Raw genomic sequence first — 19,330 nt, 5'->3', positions numbered from 1 at the left:
TTGGTCTGATGTGCACTAAAGATATTGAAAATTTGTGTACTTAGACAATAATGATCCCTTATATCAAAAAATTAAGAGTCACAGCTTGTAAATATGACTAAACAAACCGACCCTAATTACCTCTACATCCCATATTCTGGCCCAACTTTATTGGAAACTCCGCTTCTAAATAAAGGCAGTGCATTTAGCCAGCGTGAGCGTGAAAGCTTCAACCTTGCAGGTTTAGTACCTCCTCGTTATGAAACAATTGAGGAGCAGGTAGAACGTTGTTATCAACAATTTTCAAGTTTCAAAGATAATCTAAACAAACATATTTATTTACGAGCTATTCAAGATAACAACGAGACACTTTATTACCGCCTTGTGAGAGATCACTTAGAAGAAATGATGCCTATCATTTACACTCCGACTGTTGGTGATGCATGTGAAAAGTTCTCTGATATTTACCGTAGCTCTCGTGGATTGTTCATTTCTTACGAAGATCGCCATAACATCGATGACATTTTACGAAATGCGACAAAAGGCAAAGTAAAAGTTATTGTTGTCACTGATGGTGAACGTATTCTTGGCCTAGGTGACCAAGGTATCGGTGGAATGGGGATCCCGATCGGTAAGCTCGCTTTATATACTGTGTGTGGGGGTATCAGCCCTGCATATACGCTACCTGTGATGTTGGATGTTGGTACTAATAATGAGAAATTATTAAACGATCCAATGTACATGGGGGCAAGGCATAAGCGTATTAACCAAGAAGAATACGATGAGTTTTTAGACCTGTTTATCAAAGCAGTTAAGCGCCGTTGGCCAAATGTATTGCTGCAATTCGAAGATTTTGCACAGCCAAACGCAATGCCATTGTTAAAACGCTACCGTGACGAAATTTGTTGTTTTAACGATGATATCCAAGGTACAGCTTCTGTCACTGTAGGCTCTTTGCTTGCAGCGTGTCGTGTTAAAGGAGCCAAACTTTCAGACCAGAAAGTTGTCTTTGTAGGCGCGGGCTCTGCAGGTTGTGGTATCGCGGAACAGATTATCGCACAAATGGTGTCTGAAGGCGTTTCGGATGATCAAGCGCGTAGCCAAGTATTTATGGTCGATAGATTTGGTCTATTGACAGAAGGAATGGAAGGCCTAAGAGACTTCCAAGCTGCGCTCGTACAGACTTCAGCAAACTTAGAAAGCTGGAACTATAGTGGAGAATACGCATCTTTGTTAGATGTGATGCACTGTGCACAACCTGACATTTTAATTGGTGTATCTGGCCAACCTGGTTTGTTCACTGAACAAGTCATTAAAGCAATGCATTCAGGCTGTGAGCAACCGATTATTTTCCCTCTGAGTAACCCATCTCGCCAAGTGGAAGCACATCCAAAAGATGTTATTGAATGGACTCAAGGTCAGGCGATTGTTGCTACTGGTAGTCCTTTTGAGCCTGTTGAGTTTGACGGCAAAACACATGTAATTCCTCAGTGTAATAACAGTTATATTTTCCCAGGCATTGGTTTAGGTGCACTTGCCGCAAAGGCGACTCGTATTACGGAATCAATGTTGATGGTTGCGAGTGAAACACTAGCAGAATCATCACCTTGGGCAAATACTGGTAAAGGTAGCTTATTACCTTCTCTCGTTGAAATCGAACAACTTAGTAAGCGCATAGCGTTTGCAGTTGCCAAAAAAGCGATGGAAGAAGGGGTGTGCTTGGATATGCCTGACGAGCGTATCTGGGCTACGATCGATAAAAACTACTGGATGCCTGAATACAGAAACTACAAACGTTGTAGTCTCTAACAGTAAAAGTTGTTTTTTGAAGCCCTCTTATTGAGGGCTTTTTATTAAGAAGTGCCCTTCGAAATAGCAAACTAACGTTTTAAGGCTATACTCAAAAGATAAATAATCGCACGGACTGCATGCTGTCGGAGTAACTATGCTGTCCAGATTTGTGTTTATTTTTTTGTTGTTTATGTCTTTTTGCGGCTTTGCCAAACCATTAAAAATCGAAATTGTCTCTGATTACAACCCTTCATTTGGAGAATCTCCAGGCGATTTAGCTACCCAACTTTTGCTCATTATTACACGTAATCTAGACAAAGAAATGTCAATTGAGTTTGTTCCAGCAAGCAGGGAGAGAGAGTGGCGCGAATTAAAGCACCATCAAAATATTTGCCTTTACAATAAAGTAAAAACCCCAGAGCGTGAAGCGATGGCTGTGTTTGTATCATTCCCTCTGATGGCATTTCCTTCTAACCGCCTTATCTTAAGAAATAAAAAGTTCGTGTCTATTGAAATTTCTCTTAAAAAGGCGCTTGCTATGGGTCTTCGAATTGGTGTTACGAAAGGCCGCTCATATGGCCTAGAGATAGACGATTTTATCAAAGCAAACGCAGACAGAATGTTCATAGGTGAAGGCAATGATAGTGCGTTTAGGTTAAGGCAAATGCTTGTTCAGGGGCGGCTTGATGGGATCATCGAATATAGCTCCGTATTTGTGACCGATTTTCCATCAGAAGAGGTTTTACAAGATATCTCATTCCATGCAATAGGTGATACCCAAGCAACCATTTTTGGTTATATCGCATGTTCCGACTCAAGAATTGGAAGGGCGGCAGTAGATCTTTTTGAACGCACTTTACAAAAAAGAAAAATTCAAGATTTAATCATTCAAGCACATGCAAACCTATTCCTTCCACAGGAAGAAGTGTTTATTACTAACTCTTTGAAAAAAGCATTTAGTATCACAGATTAACTGCTTAATGGATTACATTTTTTAATTAGTGACTTTGTTGTTGTTGGCAAATTATTGAATCACTATGCTTAGTTATCAAATTAAATTTTCTTGGCAGAGTAGAATTTAATATGATTTAGTATTTTTATTAGGTTACATCACTTTTTGGTTTTACTTTTTATTTTTCAATAAGTATCACATTGCTTTTTCTTAATCTTACTTAAAATGCGTTTTATTTATATAACCACCTGTATTTATTAAATATAAAATATTAAAACTCTTCTCACCTCCACTTTTTCTCACTGTAACATGACTGAATTTCTAGTAATTTCAATTTGCATACACACTTTTTAAAGTGACTGGTTTCCAGAGATTTATAGCGTTTACAAGCTCATTTCAAACACCTAACTTAGATAGCGAGACAAACGTCGGCACATACAAAAATATATTTATTGATGATGTGTCAGCGCCGTAAAAATTCGACGATTTGCCTTTATTTATAAGGCTTCAAATTAATTAATCTAATAAAAGGGATTACAAATGAAAATTAAACTTCTCGCTACTGCTATATCTTTAGTTGCAATGAACAGTGCTGTTGCAAGTGTGACACTAAATGACCTAGATGGTTACGACCGTGAGTCTAACTATACTGGTAATTTAATGGAACGAATCGTAACAGACTCAGAGCATTCGCGTACCTTTGGAGCTTGGGTTTTCCGCGCAGATAAGTATGGCTCATGTTCAACGGGTGCAGTGTATGATGAAGTTTCTGGCGAGTTTATTGCTAATGTAGGTATTGGCCCAGCTGGACACAACACTTCTCATATTGACAGAGTTGTATTGCAAGGCTACTTCTCTGAAGCGCAACTTCAGCGTACTCGTGTTTTATCTTTGAGCTGTGAATCAGAGTTGGGCGAAAGTTATGTTGTAAAACACAAAATCCCAGCAGTACCAAAAATCACTTGGGATGCAAGTTTAACGGGTGTTGGTCCTTGGCAAACTCCTGACTGTAGTGGTCAAGCGCAACACTGTGGTGGCGCAGGCTGGTACGACCAAGTAAGCTATACATCTTCAGTGCTTGTAAACAATGGTACGGAAGACGGTTATTGTACTTCTCAAATCAATGATGGCTTGGTCTCTAAAGTCTTCAGTGGCAATGATATGACGCCATTATTCCATACAAACCACTTTGCATTGAACGAGGAAGTATATAACTTCAATGGTCGTGCATTTAGACAAACTGTCTCTTGTCATAACCCGGCAGGCACGACAGAGCATCAAACAGTATGGGAAGTAACGGGTGAAAATGATATCAACCTTGTTGTCGACCAAGTAATTTACAAGTAATCTTTGTAAATAACAAATGGGCCTTTTTGGCCCATTTGCTCTTAAATGGCTTACGTGTTCACTATGTGGGACGTTCGCTTTTTTTCTCTAACCAATATTTGATTTTTTCATATATTTTGTCCGTTTCAATTGGTTTAGTTATGTAGTCATCCATGCCAGCATCAAGGCACTTCTGTCTATCTCCTTGCATTGCATTCGCAGTCATTGCAATGATTGGGATTCTGGCTACTTGTTCATCTTCTTTTGATGACCTAATATTTCTCGTCGTCTCATATCCGTCCATTAATGGCATCTGACAATCCATTAATACTATGGAATATAAATTTTGTTTGTTCTCTTCAGTTTTGAGCATTTTAAGTGCTTCTACGCCGTTTTCCGCGATTTCTGCTGTCAGACCTAAGCTATCAAGTATTCGCATTGCAACCATCTGATTAACTTTGTTATCTTCGACTAAAAGGACACGCGTTTGAGTATCAAATTTACGTTTATCTTGAGTAGGCGGTTTTTGTGCGTCTTTATTTGCAACTTGAATGAGTGACTGAATATCACTATTAACAGTAGCGAGCGCTTTAATTAGATCTTTTTTTGTGGTTGGTTTCGTGTAATAGCCATCTAGTTCAATAGACGAGTTTGCGATTGTTTCGTACTGTTCATTTAGTCGGGTCATCATAACTAATTTGATTGATGGATTTTTCTTTTTGATATCTTTGGCCATTAACTCGCCACTTAAGCCAGGCAATCTTTTATTAAACAACACAATATCGACAGGCATCTTCGCAATAACTCTCAGCCCTTGATCTGCATTAGACGCATCATATACTGTAACTCCCCACGATTCTAACTGCTTTCTAATTGCTTGATTGCTGGCAGAAATAGCATCTACCAATAAGGCGGTAATGTTCATGCTAGCCAAAGAGAACTCTTTCGGATTGTCGTCATAGCTTTGTTTGAGTAAACAATTTACTTTGAAGCAACTGCCGACACCAACACTGCTAGTGACTGTGACATCTCCGCCAAGTAACTGACAAAGCTTTTTAGTGATACTTAACCCCAACCCTGTGCCGCCGTACTTTCGCGTTGTGGATGCATCTACCTGTATGAAGGAATCAAATAATGTAGGGAGTTTTTCTTTTGGTATGCCAATCCCCGTGTCGCTCACGGCACAAATAAAGTCATAATGATAAGGCGTATTGCTCTGTTGAACTGACGCGGTAATGATAATTTCGCCACGCTCTGTAAATTTAATTGCATTGCTGACAATATTAGTAATTATCTGTCTAATTCGACCAGGATCTGATTTGACCATGGGCGTTTTGATATCCGCAAAATCGAGAATGATACTCACGCCTTTTTCTTGTGCCGCTAAGGCCATAGATTCTGATAAGTGCTCCAGTAATAATCTGATGTCGAAGTCAACAAATTCTAACTCTAGCTTGTCTGCTTCTATTTTAGAAAAGTCGAGAATATCATTTATAAGAGTGAGTAAAGAGTGCGCACTGGTACTGGCAATATTAACTGAATGGGATTGTTCGGACGATAAGCCGCTATTTTTTAGCAGTTCAAGCATACCGATCACGCCATTCATTGGCGTGCGAATTTCATGGCTCATATTTGCTAGAAATTCAGACTTTAAACGCGTAGCTTCTTCTGCTTTTTTTAAGGCTCCTTCGAGCTTTCTTGCCTGCGTCTCTAAAGACGCCGTTTTTTCTGATACTTGTTTTTCAAGTTGAACAACAAACTGTTTTTGTCTTCGGATTTCCATTTTTTGCAATTTAGTACGCAGGTATACGACTAAAAAAATGCTAGATAACACGATGAAAGTATATATGGAATATGCCCACCAAGTTTTCCATGGTGGAGGTGAAACATGGACATTCACGGACAATATGTTGTTTCCCCATTCACCACTGCTGTTGGTCGCTTTTACTTGAAATTGATAAGTACCACCGTCTAAATTAGTAAAAGAAGCGGTATTCCTATTGCCAATTTCTATCCAATTGTCATCATATCCCTCTAACTTATAGGCATACAGGTTCTTGTTTGGTGAATGAAAATCTAACACTGAAAACTCAAATGAGAAGATATAGTCTAAGTAAGAAACATAAATATCTTTGATATAAGAGTAGGGTTTATCCAACTGTATGGGCAACCCCATCTTATTAAATCCCGTTAATACTAAAGATGGCTCCTTAAAAGTAGATTGTTGTGCCCGAGTGCTGAAATACTCAATGCCTCTTTGGCTGTTGGTAAATAACAAATTTTGTTCACCTTTGATCAAGCTGTTAGGGTAATAATTGAGCCCTAGTAAGCCGTTCTGGCTATCAAAGTTAACGATTTTTCCTGAGCTAGGAGAGAATTTCGTAATTCCTTTATTAGTAGTTAGCCACAAGTTACCTTGTTCATCATCCGAAATAGAGCGGATCAAATTGCTAGGCAGTCCATTCTTAGTACTAAAATGCACAAACTGATTTTCAGACAATTTATATAAATTTAGGCCTTGTTGAGTTGCAATCCAAACTTCACCATCATGTGTTTCATAGATATCTTGAACAATACTGCCTAATAGGCTATTTGAGGATTGCTTATTATTCACAAATGGTTGGAAAAGCTGCCGTTCATCAAGCCAAAGGTTGATGCCATCCCCAGTGCCGACCCACATATTTTGAGATTTATCTTTGTAGATTGTTAGCACTTCAGGGTGGGACAAACCATATTCCTCACCCAAGTGTCTAAATTTTTGCGAGCTTACATTGTAGATATAAATGCCATTTTTATAAGTACCAATCCAGAGGTTTCCTTGCTTATCGATACAGAGGGCTCTAATTTCTCTAAATTGTTCATAGTTTTCTTGATCTCTAGGGTAGGTTATTAGCTCAAGTTGATGAGTATTAAGGTCAAATTTTGCTAACCCATCATCTTGGGCAATCCAAACGATATTACTGTCGTCTAAATACAATACGGGTTGTTCCAAGAGTCTATTCGGGTCAAACCCATACTCTTGACTAAATACCTCATTCGTTAAAGCCTCTAATTTACGTTCAGACGTGTCCCACTTAAATAGCTTAGAGTTTGAGTTAGCAATTAGAATGTCACCTTGATGGTCTGCCACAATTTCGTTTGGCGCAGTGAGTTCAGCACTATCAATGGACTTGAATTTGCGATGAGGAACCAGTTTGAAAATCCCGTGCAATTCATTCGTTATCCAAATTATATTAGCACTGTCTTCAAAAATAATTCTCGCCCCACTGCTATGCTCCAAATCTAACTTCATGATGCTATCTGTGCGTTCATCTCTTCTGAAAACACCTCGGCTAGTTACGAACCAAATATATCCTTCGTGGTCTTCGATCATAGAGTTTACTTGACCTAAATGCTCCCCTTTGTCCAAGCCAATTTCTCTAAAAGTTTTAGTTACGTGATCAAGAATAAAGGGGCCTTTTTGAGTACCAACATATACGACGCCTTGAGATGACTTTAAAACATGTCTAATTTCATTAGCACCAGTGGGAGTTTTATTTTGTGGGTCAGGAAAAAAATACTCAAATGTGTTGTTTTTTTTATTATATAAATTCAAACCGTAACTGGTTGCAACCCAGAGACTGTCCACCCCCTGATTCTCAATCCCCCAAATTCTATTATGTGATAAACCAGCAGAGGTCTTGGTTGCTTTTTTGATATGCTCAAACTTATCTGAATGTATGTATTTGTTTAAACCGCCATCATAAGAGCCTAGCCAAATTGTACCGTTTAGGTCATGAAACAGTGATTGGATTCTATTTGCAGAAATGGAATCAGGGTTGTTGACATCATGGAAAAAATTTTCAAATTGTCCTGTCTTCGGGTTATATCGGCTAGCGCCACCTCCCCATGTCCCTATCCAAATGATGCCGTTTTGGTCTAACATTAAGTTGCCTGCATCGTTGTGCGACAATCCATTATCCGATTCACTGTCAAATTCAAAGAGGGTAACTTTTCGGCCATCATAGCGCATCACGCCATTTTCAGCAGTGCCAAACCAGAGCAAGCCTTGGTGATCTTGAATAATTGAATAGATTTCAGATGAGACAAAGCCGTCTTCAGCAGTTAGTTTTTTGACTGAATATTGATTAGTTAAGAGCGGTATGTCTGCAAAGCATACACTTGGTAATGCGGTTACTAATACCAAAAAGGCTAAGTTGATTGAACGCCGTGATCCCATAAGCTAGTCTAAAAACCGTATCGTAGGAATAATTATTAGTTATCTTAATAGGCTAGTTGAAGTTATGCACAATTACTAACCGACATTAACTTTTTTATTGAAAAATCAGTCAACTTACATATGTAGATTCAATTTTCAGACGTTCTAATTGACGTACTCAGAACCACCATTTTAGCTGTCTATATTATTTATTCAGTATTGATTAATTTGTGTGTGATTCAATAAAGATGTTTATTAATATGAGATGAAATTTTTTGTTTTGGAGGCTTTATGCGTTTGTTCACAGCTGCTTTGTCAATCTTTTTGAGTACTTCCGCTTTTGCTGAGAGTATTCCATCTTCACCGCATTTATACGTAAAAGGGTATTCTGAAGTTTCGGTACAACCTGATACTGCCATTATCAATGTTGCAATCAATGAGAAGAATAAAAACCTTCAGGACGCTAAATCCAATGTTGACCGAGTTGTTGCGCGAGCGCTCGATATTGCAAAAAGCTTTGGTGTAAAAGGCAATCACATTCATGCGCAACAATTAAACGTATATAAACAAACTCGCTACAACCGCGCGACAAACGAAGAAGAGTTTACAGGGTTCAAAGTGTCGAGAAACATCACTTTAAAACTTAAAAATGTAGATAGGTATCCAGAATTGCTTCAGGCTTTTGTTGATAGTGGTATCAACCAATTTAACAATACGCAGTTTATAGTCGAAGACAAAGCTGACATTATGAACGAGCTAAAACAAAACGCGATTAAACAAGCAAAGTTAGGCGCTAAAGAATTGGCCGATGGATTTGGTGTCAAGGTAGGTGATTTGTATTCAGTCTCTTTTTCACCAATGAATGTACCTGTACAACCTTATGCAAGAGGAAAGGTTATGGCTGCAGAAACAATGAGCTTACAAGATTCATACAGTACTGGAGATACCAAGCTGACTGCTGAGGTTTATGCCGTGTACTATATCAAACAATAGCCTCTTTTAAAGTCCCCTAAAAACAACGTATACTTTAAATGAAACAAGGAATAGGGGACTTAACAATGTTTAGCGGTCTATTTGCGGCAATTTGTACGCTTTTGTATATCAAACTCAGTTTTAATGTAATAAAATTACGTAAGTCTCACCAAGTTGGTATTGGTGATGCTGGACATAAAGATTTGCAGTCAAGTATTCGTGCTCATGCAAACTTCATTGAGTATACCCCACTTGCTGTGATTCTCGTTTTTACTCTTGAGTACCAGTTAATTGGAGAACTACTTCTAATACCGCTTGCGGTGTTGTTTTTAGTTGGAAGGCTTTTACATGCCAAAGCCTTATACACAGCCAACTTAAAATTAAGAGTTGCCGGCATGGGGTGTACATTTTTATCATTAATCGCTATGGCATTGATTAATATCTATTTATACTTCATATGAATAAAAAAATTTTCGTTCTGGGACTTCCGAGGACTGGAACGACAAGCTTATGTATAGCAAGTCTTGATATTGGACTTAAAACCGCTCATACCGCCTACACACAAAGTGCATTAAATACCGCTGAATTCATTGCTGACACCCCCGTTTTCAATGATTATATTCAACTTTACCAAGCATTTCCTAATGCAAAGTTTGTCTACCTTGAGCGGGAATTAACACAATGGGTCCCGTCAGTTAGACGCTTATTACAGAGAATGCTGCCAAAGTTACATAAACAGGGTGGTGGTTTTAACGACACATTAAAACGTTGTTATTTCGAAACTTTCCCCAATTTAAATGAACAACTCATCAACGATGATGCTTATTTAATACAGTGTTATAATGCCCACCAGGAACGGGTTGAATCTTTTATTGAGATGAATGGCGTAGAGTATTTGAAAGTTAACTTATCTGATCCTGACTCTGATATACGCTTCGCAAAATTTATGTCAGTACCAAATGTTAATATTCCACATGTTAATAAACGGGGTAAGGTGACCGCTTGGAATGACATCAAACATCCTTTAAAGGTTGAGTCGACTAGAAAAGGTAAGGTTGATAAAGATTCTGTTTTATATCAGCTTTAATATTAATGTCCGATACTAAACTGTACGCGTACAATTAAAATCACTAAAAATCGTAAGTAGCAAGCGAGATAAATACCAAATGTTTGAATTAAAATATCACACTCCTTTTGAATGGACACACAAAGTAATGGATGATTTCGTTACATTTTTACAAGACCATGCTGCTGCAGAAAAAAAGGCATCGGGTATGGCAATGTCAATGTTAGGGCACTACCCGGATAGAACTAAATTAGTGAAAGCTATGGCAGACCTTGCAATAGAAGAAATGATCCATTTTAAACAAGTACTCAAACTGATTAATGAACGAGGCTTAGTACTTGGTAATGATAAACAAGATCCATATATAAAAAAAATGCGTGCTTTATTTAGGCAAGGCAGCGATGAGTTTTTGATTGACCGTTTACTCGTAGCAGCAGTGATTGAGGCTAGGGGTCATGAACGTTTCTCTTTGGTAGCAGAAGCTTTGCCAGAAGGAAAAGACAAAGATTTTTATGTGGCAATTGCAAAATCTGAAGAAAAACACAAAAATTTGTTTGTCGAGCTGGGCTATGAATATTTCGATAAATCAGTGATAGATACTAGGCTTGAAGAAATATTAATTGCTGAAGCGGAAATATGCGCAAGCATACCATTCACAGCTGCATTACATTAACCTTAAAAAAAAGCACTCTGAGATAGAGTGCTTTTTATGTTAAATAAGCATAAAAGCTAAAAAGTGAAGGTTTATGTGCTGCTAAAAGCCATATGTTAGGCATGTAAATCAGCAAAAAAACAACCTACAATGAACTACAAAGCGTATAAACGCACATATACCTCACACTTTGCGTGAAAAACGAACAACTTAAGTGATATCCCGACATTGATAAAATGTAGTAAAACGTTTTGTTAGGTAGCAATTAGAAATGCTTATCTCGCATGACGGCTATAAAATCTATCTACGGTTATATTTCATCAATATCGAAAGCCTGTAAAAACCTCCACGTGACGTATCAATCAAAAAAGGGATATTCGCTTGACAAAGCTTAGCCATAACTTTGAGGGTTTATCTCAGTTCAAGAGCTTGCAAAAATCTCGATGAGAATAATGAGTACGATAAAGATAAAGAACGTATTTGAAAGGGTTGAACTCATCAAAAAAGCCCATAGTTTGAAGTCAATTTTTTTTATAGCATGCTAATTCACATAGTATAGACAGTCAGAGAGTCTAAACCAATAACAGCCCATAATTTACGTTATGTTAAATTGAGTTATGATAATCACATAAAGCAATCTAGATAAGCTCTACTTTAAGACAAATACGTAATATTTTAAATATGTCCAATACTAGACGGTATCGGACATTAAAGAGATTTATGCAAGCACTTTTAGTTTACTTGTTGTTATTTAACTTCGTTGATTGATATAGATCCATATGCCTTGCTTAGAAAACGTTCCCAGCTATGCAACTTTAAATCTTGAGCAATTTTTTGTGAAATCAAAAGCACAGGTTTATTTGAGTTTCCGTTTCGTCTAGCCCCAACCAATTTTACCGGCGTTGGTAATTTAGAACCATCCACTGTCAAGGTTAAATACATTTCTGGCCAAGCAAAGTCACACCTGAACCAAGAAAGCTCTTGTGCAGAATATGTTTTTGGAATGACTAGCTCCACATGATAACTATCATTTTCAAACCAGTTATAACAATTCGCTGTTTGTGCTGTATGTGCATTTTCCCCGGCCATTAAAACTAAAACATCGATTTCAATATCCATTACCTTTTCAAGCTTAGATAAAATCTCAACCTTACTATTGCTTGGCGCTAAAAACGATTCAGTTAGCTCGGTATGATAACTTTTAAGGGCCTCAAAAAACTCATCTCTTGATACAAATTCAGAGTAATCTTCTGAACTGCCTTTGGCCATTGTATTCCACACTTTTTCAGGGAGTTTTTCATTTAACTGCGGAAATGTTTCAAAGCTTGCACCTTTAATTTCTAACTTTGAATAATCTGTCTTATGAACCAATGAGTTTTTAAACTCTTCATCTTTTAAAAACTCATTGACTACATCTTTATAAATTTCTTTAGGTGGATACAGGGATTTAATTATAGTTCTAAAGATTGCCCCTTCATTGACTAAACCCAATGTTAGAAACAACATAAACCCAGCAATAAATGACCAGAAAGCCACTTTATAAATTTTTAGGTTTTCAGATACAGTTAAAGTAACCTTCTTTTCGATCCATTTTTCATAGCGATCTCTAACCATAGTCGTCACTCCCTGAACTGATGCATCTTGAACATAATCTAGTTCAAGATAAGTCATTTCTCAAGGTCGACTCCCCTAAAAAACCTTAGTCTTTACTGTAATAAATAATAAAAACAACCAATTTAACATAATGTATACTTTAGTAAAATTACCTACTTCGCTAAATCTGCTGGAGATGTCTTTTGCATTCGACTTTTGCTATCGCACCATAATGGATAGCTTACCCTGGCAAATATGATGATCAATCCTTTAATTATTGAGGGATATCTTTTAAAATTCCTTGTTGCTTTTAGTCAAGCTAACGTAATTCGTCAATTTTATTAGAGGTCTTTCAGTGTCACCTGAGTCAATGACAGATTTAACCATCACATTTATCATTCTTTTAGTATCCGTAGGCATGGCTTTCCAAGGCAAAGTGCTTAAATCTAACCTAGCTGACAAAGAGAAAGAAGAAGCACAAAAGCTAAAAAATCGCGCCAACCTTTTAATTATGTGCGGTGCATTTGTTGCGATAATTCAAGTTGTTAAGCTAGTTTCTTTTTTATAAGCTTTTTTAAAAAATTTAAGTATGAGCAATGTGCTTAATGAGAACATTGCTCAGTTATACATTTATTAGCTATCATCACTATTTAGTTGCAGCTCTTGAAATATTTGAAGTGGGTTTTCAGGTTGCAAGGCCCACCTATATGCTGGATGAACTTCCCAATCATAACCAAATTCCGTGAACTTATTTGACAAATACCTGTTTTCTTCAAAATACTTGCGATCTATACCCTGAGGTAATTCCTTCCGTGCAGTTATAAAATTGATTTTGTATAAGAATGCAGCTATTCCTTTAGTATCCATAACCAAACCATTGCTCATCCTATATCTACCTTGCTCTTCAATATCTCGAATTTTTTTTCATCAAGTTATCAGTACTATATACATATCCTTGTGAAGCTTTTCTTTGTACTTTAGAAGGTCTCATTCCTAAAATGAGCTTTTCAACATGGGGTAATTCCGATCTATATTCGTTAATTGTATCTTGGAGCCTTCCTTGTGAGTATTCTTCAAATATTTCAAGAAAATGTTTTGTCATTATTATGTTGGAGTCATTCACTCTTGCTTGCCTACCAGCAAGTGTAAGAAGCTTCACTAAGTCTCTAGGGCGTTTTCTAATTAAAGACATCAGCACCCTGTACATAGGGGCATTTTTCCAGTGCCCTTTCCCTGTAAACCTTTCTTCAATAATTGGAGCTAGATATTTAAATAACTCTGATTGATGTTTACTTAACAACTCTTGTTCATTGACCTCGCGTCCAAAGTAGCTTTCAATTCTTTTGACTAAAATTACGAGTATTTCATGATTTGTCCATGCATACCAAATTACAGAACCTTCTATTTTATCAGTAGACTCATCTGATGTTCGCGCCAAATAATACACATCTGAACGTAAGCTAACCCTAAAATATATTCCTCTGTTTTCCGTAGACAAATCTCGTACAGCATTTAATAGTGCTGAAATTCTTAAGATATCGCTACGACGGCCTTGCCACCCACGATCTAGGTCATCAATGTAAACAGATATCTTATTTGTTTTTAGGAAATTGTTTAGTATCAGTTTTTTTGAAGGTTCAAGGTCGACATGAGCACCTGAATTAAGTGTTGAACTTAAGAATTCTAATGTTAGTCCACCAAAATTGTTAAGCTTTCCCCTCCAACCTTCAAATAATAAACCAAACGATTGTAAAGCTTGTCGAGAAATAATTTCACTGATTCCAGTTTTCCAATCTCGAATAAGTCTTAAGAAGTCATCAGTATCTTCACCAATTGAAATTATATCGTCTGGTTTTATTAAAATCGTTAACCTATTGTTTTGAGCTTCTTCTTCAATTGCAATTTTAAATAAAGCGGACTTGCCTATTCCTTTATGTCCTACAACAATTCTTAAAGGTAGGTCATTAACTACTTGGTTATATGTTTTTCCCTTAAAATAGTATGCATTTAGTCTTTCTGGATCTTCATCCTCTGCCGCTTCATGTCCAAATAGTTTTTGCAGTTCACATTCGTCAAATGTCAAAATTTGATTTCCTTCGTCTTTCAGTTACCTATGAAAATATCATGACTACTACAATGATTGACGTTAAGTATTAGACAAACTTGTAGGAATACAAGCGCATATGAAAGATTTTTAGAGCCACAAAATATATTATTTAAATATCGATGATAAACACAGGCGTTATAATCGAATCAACAAGTCTTATAATCCACTTTATTACAATAAAATTGGATTTATTTGTCTTATTTAAAATTCTATAATTTTGAAAGCACAACAAACGGTCATGCTTTCTTCATTCTGTCCGTTTCAGCCTACTGCTCTAAAGTTTTTAAAACTTCTTTGGCTTTTCGATTTCTAAATATATAGAACGCAATGGATGCAAGCAATCCCAGTAATAACCCCCCTTCAAGGGCGAAGTTGTTTATTTGACATACATCGGAATAACATATGCTCAAGTTAAAGAGGCCAAAACCTAAAATAAATATCCAAGTACCTTTGGCATATAGGGTCCATCTATAGATCTCGTTTCTCAACAATTTTTTGTGAACTTCAAGAGAAGTGCTTATATTTTCACTTTTCAGTTGGTTCAAGCTATCTAAACGACTTTTTACAGTCAAAACAAAAATGGCAATCGCCCAAAAAGTGACAAATCCAATCCAGACAAGTTCAAGTAACCCCTTACCGTCGATATATGCCCACACTAACAAGTAACAAACGCTGAGGATTGCCAACGCTTCAAAGCACACATTAAACTTTAAAATTGCACTTTGCCTTTTATGTCGTTTAAGCAACTGATCCATGTGTGGTTGAGGCTTTTTTTCCGTTGATTGCCAAAAGGGATGACAATTGTTCAAATTCATTATTATCCATTAGTTCATACCTGCTAGTAATGTTGATAATTGCTCTTTTGCTCGGTGTAGCCTCACACCGACATTTGCTTCGCTTATCCCTAACACTTCACTCATTTCTATGTTATTTAAGTCCTCTAATTTCAGCAGCATAACTTGCCTCAAACTGAGTGGCAGCTTGTTGACCGCAATGATCAATTGATGTTGCCTTTGCGCTTGTAAAGCGCTTTTTTCTGGTGTTGGAGATTCACAAAGTGTTGCTTCGTCTAATTCATCTTCTGAAATTCTACTATGTCGTCTTATGTGATCAATGGCCGTATTGTGAATTACACGGTAAATATACGTATTGAGTGAACATTGATCGTTAAACCCTTCTAGCGATCGCCAAACAGATAGCGCCATCTCTTGTGCTAATTCATCTGATAAAGCAGGTCGACTTTCGTAACCTGATGCGGCACGGCTTATTTGTGGCCAAAATTGCGCGATGACTTCTTCTTTATCTATGTCCTTGGTGATACTTACCAACGATCTATGCCTCCAAGTTGTTTTTATTATTAGTCGTTACAGAAACACAATCATTACAAAAAATCTTAAATATTTTTATGGTGTCAATTATTGCTGATTGTATATCGAACAAAAAAAGTTTAAAAAGTTTGTAATAGATTTATTTCCTCAACGACTAATCAGATCAAACAATACATTCACACAATTATCAAAGGAGCAAAAATGCAAGCTTTGAAAAAGTTACAACAATTGAATAAAAAGCGTGTGCTAAGCACGATTTGGTTTGTCGTGGCAATCAGCTGGGTGGCTATGCTTGTCATACTTTTCACAACAGAAACTAAAAGCATGCACATTACTGCGGTAACAATTGCAGCCATTACCACTGAAGTCGCAGTTTGGTGTACTGCAGCAGTACTCGGTGTTGCTGTTGTAGATGGCAGGAAAGCCATTGTTCGTGCAATTAAAAATAAACTCACCGGACAACGAGACCTTAAAGATTAATCAATACGAGGCAATGATTATGAATTCGATAAATACTAATGAGAAAAAGCTAATTGCAGCATGGCTATTTTGTGTTTTATGCTGGGGTAATCTCGCACTGTTGATGCTGTTTTCACCTTTGCCAATTTTGGAAGTGACTTCGCTGTGTTTCGCAGTTGTCGTTACGCAAATCACAATTTATTTAACGAAAAAAGTTGGAGAATCAAACCCTGTGGTTGCCTCTGTGTATAAAAGTTTACTAGGAGACTAACTTGTCAGCATTTATGGTGTTGGCGCCATTGTGTGCCAATACCACTTGTATTAAATTTATTCTTTAATATGTTCACTCAACGATTTATATAGCAGTGTTTGGTCTATTGGCTTTGCGACATGGGCAGTGAATCCGCTTTGCGCATATTGCTCTATGTCGCCTTTCATTACATTTGCAGTGAGGGCAATAACGGGTAGGCACTTATTTTCTAGCCGTATAAGTTCACACGCTTGGATACCACTCATTTGAGGCATTTGAATATCCATAAGAACTAAGTCAGGTACATTATTTCTAAAAGCCTCGACAGCTTCAATACCATTTTTTGCAATCGTTACATGAGCTTTTGTTTTTTCTAACATCGCAGTTATCACTCGGATATTAATCGGATCATCTTCAGCGACTAGGATATGCTTTTCAGCTAAAACGGGGATCACTATTTTGTTTTCAAAATTTTTAATGTGTTTCTTCTTACTCGCTTGTTGCTTTATTAATGGCAGACGAACGACGACATTCGTACCTTTACTCTCTTGACTGTTAACAATAATTTCGCCGCCCATAAGCTCAACGAGATTATCAGTAATGGACATCCCCAGTCCTGTACCACCAAATCGACGAGTTATGGAGTTATCTGCTTGTTGAAAACGTTTAAATAGATTACTTAGACCTTCTTTTGACATACCTATGCCGGTATCGGAAATTTTGAATACAATCATAGGCGATAGCTTTGTATCGTCTGTGTATATTTCGACGGTGACTCCCCCGTTATCAGTGAATTTAATTGCATTTGATACTAGATTATTCAAAACTTGTTGAACTCTGATTGGATCGCCTTTCCAAATGCTATTTTTCAGCTCACTATCTATGCTGATTGTGAATGAAATTGACTTATTTTTGCGGATAAAGAAAAGTCAGAGTTTAGGTTATCTATCAAATTACCCAATGAAAACTCAATATTATCAAGCGACAATTCATTGGCTTCTACTTTTGAAAAGTCGAGTATATCATTGATAATCTTAAGTAAGCTCTTGCAAGATTGGAGCGCAACAGATACCGTTTCAATATCTTTTTCTCTCGTTAGGTCTGAATGCAGTTGCTGTAAAGAGCCCATTACTCCATTCAGTGGTGTTCTCACTTCATGACTCATATTGGCCAAGAAATCTGATTTGGCTTGTGATGCTTTCTGTGCCTCTAACTTAAGAATATATTCTTTTTCAAATGCACTTTTCAGTCTGAAAAAATAAAGCACCAGTACACCGATAAAAATCATAACGCTGATTACATTAACGGTATGGGCTATGACAAAGTTATTGCTTAATTGGTCTTCTTCCTCGTTGATCCGTACTCGGCTATCTAAATGAAACTTCGCTAAAGCAGCTAGCGCATCCGTATCGTCCACTTGGACAGCTTTGTCGATTTCTTCACTTGAAGCACCCTTATCAATTAGCTGCAAAGCGAGCGACAGATTATCTTCGTATTCATTTACAACGCTTTTAATGATTTTTAAGGACTGGTTATCGTATTGTTCAAAACGCTCTAATGTTGAAATGATTTCCTTGATCTCAACAATTGATTTTCTTAACTCAGGCTCATATCGCGCTTTATCTTTTCTGAGGACTAAGTTTTTAAAGTTATGGATGAAGCCTCCATATCCGAAGTGCTGCACTAAATCATCATGTAAATAATACACTTCGTAAATATTGGTTGAGTAGTATCGCCATTGCGTTTCTACCTTGTGGTAAAAAAATAAAGAAGCAAGCGTGAGTCCTAAACCAATCAAAATCACAAGGGAAAAGTTCAAACGTAATGTGCTTAACGCTTTGCTTGATTTTTTTTCCACTTAGCTAACTGCCTTTCAAATTGTGATTCGTACAAAAAAGTGTAGCAATGATTTGCTAAGGCTCAATGCTTTACTTTAACTATCCTTATTTATGATCATACTTTTAATAATTTAGCCAATACTTTTGTTATCGGGTATATCTACTAAATAGTCTGTAGTGCCAATATCAACCCCTAACTGATTAAATAACGTTGATATTTGGCCTCTATGATGTGTCTGATGGTTAAACATGTGAGATAAAAGCTCACTAAATTCCCTTTCACTGACTTCACCTTTTGTATTTCTATAAGTCAAAGTGGTATGAAAATCAGCTTCATGTACTTCATTATTCAGCCATTCCAAAATTGCCAGATCCAATTGCTTTCTCACTTTAACCAATGGTTCTAATTGGTCATATAATATATCGCCTAAGCTGTTTGGATAAGGCAACTCGCTCAGCTGTATAAGCGCTTGATAGCGATTGGAGTGCTTTGCAAACCTAAGTAACCAGATCATATCCCCTATGATTAAGTGATTCAGCGTGCCCAGTATTGAACCAAAAAAGGCGCCTTTATCATCTCTAAGTTGATTGTGTTTGAGCGTTTTTGCAGCGCTGACTAACTGACAATTCATACGCTGGTTATACAATGCCATTAATTTAAAATGCTCAATGTGTTTCATACCGGTTTATTTGCTTAACTAAATTTAAAGCCAGTGTATTACTCAAAGGGTTAATTTGCTAATTTAAAAAGTATGTTGAACAATTCATTTAATTAAAATGAACTAACGCAACGATTTAAATTGTCAAAGCCAACATAAC

Annotated in this window: 19 protein-coding genes; 10 read left to right on the top strand and 9 right to left on the bottom strand. The window is 37.0% G+C overall.

Annotation, left to right across the window (positions count from 1 at the left end; translation table 11 throughout):
* The first annotated feature begins 93 nt into the window (after positions 1-93).
* From JF50_RS14270 to JF50_RS14260, 3 genes are all read left to right on the top strand, one after another.
* Positions 94-1,788 (top strand): NAD-dependent malic enzyme, encoded by a 1,695-nt coding sequence (locus tag JF50_RS14270; protein WP_039610084.1) that lies wholly within the window; start codon positions 94-96, stop codon positions 1,786-1,788.
* A gap of 136 nt (positions 1,789-1,924) precedes the next feature.
* Positions 1,925-2,743, top strand: coding sequence for an ABC transporter substrate-binding protein (locus tag JF50_RS14265; protein ID WP_052262309.1), 819 nt, complete (start codon positions 1,925-1,927; stop codon positions 2,741-2,743).
* Between the two features lie 519 nt (positions 2,744-3,262).
* Positions 3,263-4,069 carry a hypothetical protein gene (locus JF50_RS14260; RefSeq protein WP_039610083.1) on the top strand — a complete coding sequence of 269 codons (807 nt, stop codon included), beginning with the start codon at positions 3,263-3,265 and terminating at the stop codon, positions 4,067-4,069.
* Between the two features lie 61 nt (positions 4,070-4,130).
* Here the strand turns inward: JF50_RS14260 and JF50_RS14255 are convergent, their stop codons facing one another.
* A complete protein-coding gene (locus JF50_RS14255) occupies positions 4,131-8,267 on the bottom strand; it encodes a hybrid sensor histidine kinase/response regulator (protein ID WP_080760245.1) in 4,137 nt (1,378 codons plus the stop codon).
* Between the two features lie 270 nt (positions 8,268-8,537).
* Between JF50_RS14255 and JF50_RS14250 the strand changes: the two genes are divergently transcribed.
* From JF50_RS14250 to JF50_RS14235, 4 genes are all read left to right on the top strand, one after another.
* On the top strand, positions 8,538-9,239 hold the full coding sequence (locus JF50_RS14250; RefSeq protein WP_039610082.1) for an SIMPL domain-containing protein: 702 nt from the start codon (positions 8,538-8,540) through the stop codon (positions 9,237-9,239).
* A gap of 38 nt (positions 9,240-9,277) precedes the next feature.
* Positions 9,278-9,679: an MAPEG family protein gene (locus JF50_RS14245; RefSeq protein WP_080760244.1), complete on the top strand. Its 402-nt coding sequence runs from the start codon at positions 9,278-9,280 to the stop codon at positions 9,677-9,679.
* Positions 9,676-10,305, top strand: a complete 630-nt coding sequence (locus JF50_RS14240; RefSeq protein ID WP_039610080.1) for a sulfotransferase — start codon at positions 9,676-9,678, stop codon at positions 10,303-10,305. The genes JF50_RS14245 and JF50_RS14240 overlap by 4 nt, the downstream gene beginning before the upstream one ends.
* Before the next feature lie 79 nt (positions 10,306-10,384).
* On the top strand, positions 10,385-10,957 hold the full coding sequence (locus JF50_RS14235) for a tRNA-(ms[2]io[6]A)-hydroxylase (RefSeq protein ID WP_039610079.1): 573 nt from the start codon (positions 10,385-10,387) through the stop codon (positions 10,955-10,957).
* 726 nt (positions 10,958-11,683) lie between these two features.
* Here the strand turns inward: JF50_RS14235 and JF50_RS14230 are convergent.
* Positions 11,684-12,607: a hypothetical protein gene (locus JF50_RS14230; RefSeq protein ID WP_039610078.1), complete on the bottom strand. Its 924-nt coding sequence runs from the start codon at positions 12,605-12,607 to the stop codon at positions 11,684-11,686.
* Positions 12,608-12,884: 277 nt separating this feature from the next.
* Here JF50_RS14230 and JF50_RS14225 point away from each other — a divergent pair, with 277 nt between their 5' ends.
* Positions 12,885-13,097, top strand: coding sequence for a hypothetical protein (locus tag JF50_RS14225; protein ID WP_039610077.1), 213 nt, complete (start codon positions 12,885-12,887; stop codon positions 13,095-13,097).
* Between the two features lie 65 nt (positions 13,098-13,162).
* Here the strand turns inward: JF50_RS14225 and JF50_RS27365 are convergent, their stop codons facing one another.
* The 4 genes from JF50_RS27365 to JF50_RS14210 all read right to left on the bottom strand — a co-directional run bounded on the left by JF50_RS27365 (position 13,163) and on the right by JF50_RS14210 (position 15,964).
* Positions 13,163-13,396 carry a hypothetical protein gene (locus JF50_RS27365; RefSeq protein ID WP_200890411.1) on the bottom strand — a complete coding sequence of 78 codons (234 nt, stop codon included), beginning with the start codon at positions 13,394-13,396 and terminating at the stop codon, positions 13,163-13,165.
* Between the two features lie 37 nt (positions 13,397-13,433).
* Positions 13,434-14,612 (bottom strand): P-loop ATPase, Sll1717 family, encoded by a 1,179-nt coding sequence (locus JF50_RS14220; protein ID WP_200890410.1) that lies wholly within the window; start codon positions 14,610-14,612, stop codon positions 13,434-13,436.
* A 290-nt stretch (positions 14,613-14,902) separates the two neighbouring features.
* On the bottom strand, positions 14,903-15,451 hold the full coding sequence (locus JF50_RS14215) for a hypothetical protein (protein ID WP_039610076.1): 549 nt from the start codon (positions 15,449-15,451) through the stop codon (positions 14,903-14,905).
* A gap of 9 nt (positions 15,452-15,460) precedes the next feature.
* Positions 15,461-15,964 (bottom strand): RNA polymerase sigma factor, encoded by a 504-nt coding sequence (locus JF50_RS14210; RefSeq protein WP_039610075.1) that lies wholly within the window; start codon positions 15,962-15,964, stop codon positions 15,461-15,463.
* Positions 15,965-16,165: 201 nt separating this feature from the next.
* On the opposite strand from JF50_RS14210, the gene JF50_RS14205 reads away from it, so the two are divergent.
* Together JF50_RS14205 and JF50_RS14200 are read left to right on the top strand one after the other, a co-directional pair.
* On the top strand, positions 16,166-16,444 hold the full coding sequence (locus JF50_RS14205; protein WP_039610074.1) for a hypothetical protein: 279 nt from the start codon (positions 16,166-16,168) through the stop codon (positions 16,442-16,444).
* 19 nt (positions 16,445-16,463) lie between these two features.
* Entirely contained in the window at positions 16,464-16,694 is a 231-nt protein-coding gene (locus tag JF50_RS14200) for a hypothetical protein (RefSeq protein WP_039610073.1), read from the top strand.
* A 56-nt stretch (positions 16,695-16,750) separates the two neighbouring features.
* On the opposite strand, the gene JF50_RS26135 is transcribed toward JF50_RS14200, so the two are convergent.
* The 3 genes from JF50_RS26135 to JF50_RS14190 form a co-directional block, all read right to left on the bottom strand.
* Positions 16,751-17,515, bottom strand: coding sequence for an ATP-binding protein (locus JF50_RS26135; protein WP_268747833.1), 765 nt, complete (start codon positions 17,513-17,515; stop codon positions 16,751-16,753).
* Positions 17,516-17,553: 38 nt separating this feature from the next.
* Positions 17,554-18,531: a sensor histidine kinase gene (locus tag JF50_RS26130; protein ID WP_052262307.1), complete on the bottom strand. Its 978-nt coding sequence runs from the start codon at positions 18,529-18,531 to the stop codon at positions 17,554-17,556.
* Positions 18,532-18,642: 111 nt separating this feature from the next.
* Positions 18,643-19,191, bottom strand: coding sequence for a DinB family protein (locus tag JF50_RS14190; RefSeq protein ID WP_039610072.1), 549 nt, complete (start codon positions 19,189-19,191; stop codon positions 18,643-18,645).
* Positions 19,192-19,330 lie beyond the last annotated feature (139 nt).

The sequence above is a fragment of the Pseudoalteromonas luteoviolacea genome, assembly GCF_000814765.1.
Classification (GTDB): domain Bacteria; phylum Pseudomonadota; class Gammaproteobacteria; order Enterobacterales; family Alteromonadaceae; genus Pseudoalteromonas; species Pseudoalteromonas luteoviolacea_H.
The sequence above is the reverse complement of the archived record's forward strand: the minus strand, read 5'-3'. Positions and strand labels throughout refer to the sequence as shown.

What these genes read in the sequence shown, in the direction of transcription:
- JF50_RS14250 (WP_039610082.1), top strand. Translation starts at nt 8,538, where the DNA reads ATGCGTTTGTTCACAGCTGCTTTGTCAATCTTTTTGAGTACTTCCGCT.
- JF50_RS14240 (WP_039610080.1), top strand. Translation starts at nt 9,676, where the DNA reads ATGAATAAAAAAATTTTCGTTCTGGGACTTCCGAGGACTGGAACGACA.
- JF50_RS14190 (WP_039610072.1), bottom strand. Translation starts at nt 19,191, where the DNA reads ATGAAACACATTGAGCATTTTAAATTAATGGCATTGTATAACCAGCGT.
- JF50_RS14205 (WP_039610074.1), top strand. Translation starts at nt 16,166, where the DNA reads ATGCAAGCTTTGAAAAAGTTACAACAATTGAATAAAAAGCGTGTGCTA.
- JF50_RS14265 (WP_052262309.1), top strand. Translation starts at nt 1,925, where the DNA reads ATGCTGTCCAGATTTGTGTTTATTTTTTTGTTGTTTATGTCTTTTTGC.
- JF50_RS14235 (WP_039610079.1), top strand. Translation starts at nt 10,385, where the DNA reads ATGTTTGAATTAAAATATCACACTCCTTTTGAATGGACACACAAAGTA.
- JF50_RS14215 (WP_039610076.1), bottom strand. Translation starts at nt 15,451, where the DNA reads ATGAATTTGAACAATTGTCATCCCTTTTGGCAATCAACGGAAAAAAAG.
- JF50_RS14255 (WP_080760245.1), bottom strand. Translation starts at nt 8,267, where the DNA reads ATGGGATCACGGCGTTCAATCAACTTAGCCTTTTTGGTATTAGTAACC.
- JF50_RS14270 (WP_039610084.1), top strand. Translation starts at nt 94, where the DNA reads ATGACTAAACAAACCGACCCTAATTACCTCTACATCCCATATTCTGGC.
- JF50_RS14200 (WP_039610073.1), top strand. Translation starts at nt 16,464, where the DNA reads ATGAATTCGATAAATACTAATGAGAAAAAGCTAATTGCAGCATGGCTA.
- JF50_RS14230 (WP_039610078.1), bottom strand. Translation starts at nt 12,607, where the DNA reads ATGACTTATCTTGAACTAGATTATGTTCAAGATGCATCAGTTCAGGGA.
- JF50_RS14260 (WP_039610083.1), top strand. Translation starts at nt 3,263, where the DNA reads ATGAAAATTAAACTTCTCGCTACTGCTATATCTTTAGTTGCAATGAAC.
- JF50_RS27365 (WP_200890411.1), bottom strand. Translation starts at nt 13,396, where the DNA reads ATGGATACTAAAGGAATAGCTGCATTCTTATACAAAATCAATTTTATA.
- JF50_RS14245 (WP_080760244.1), top strand. Translation starts at nt 9,278, where the DNA reads ATGAAACAAGGAATAGGGGACTTAACAATGTTTAGCGGTCTATTTGCG.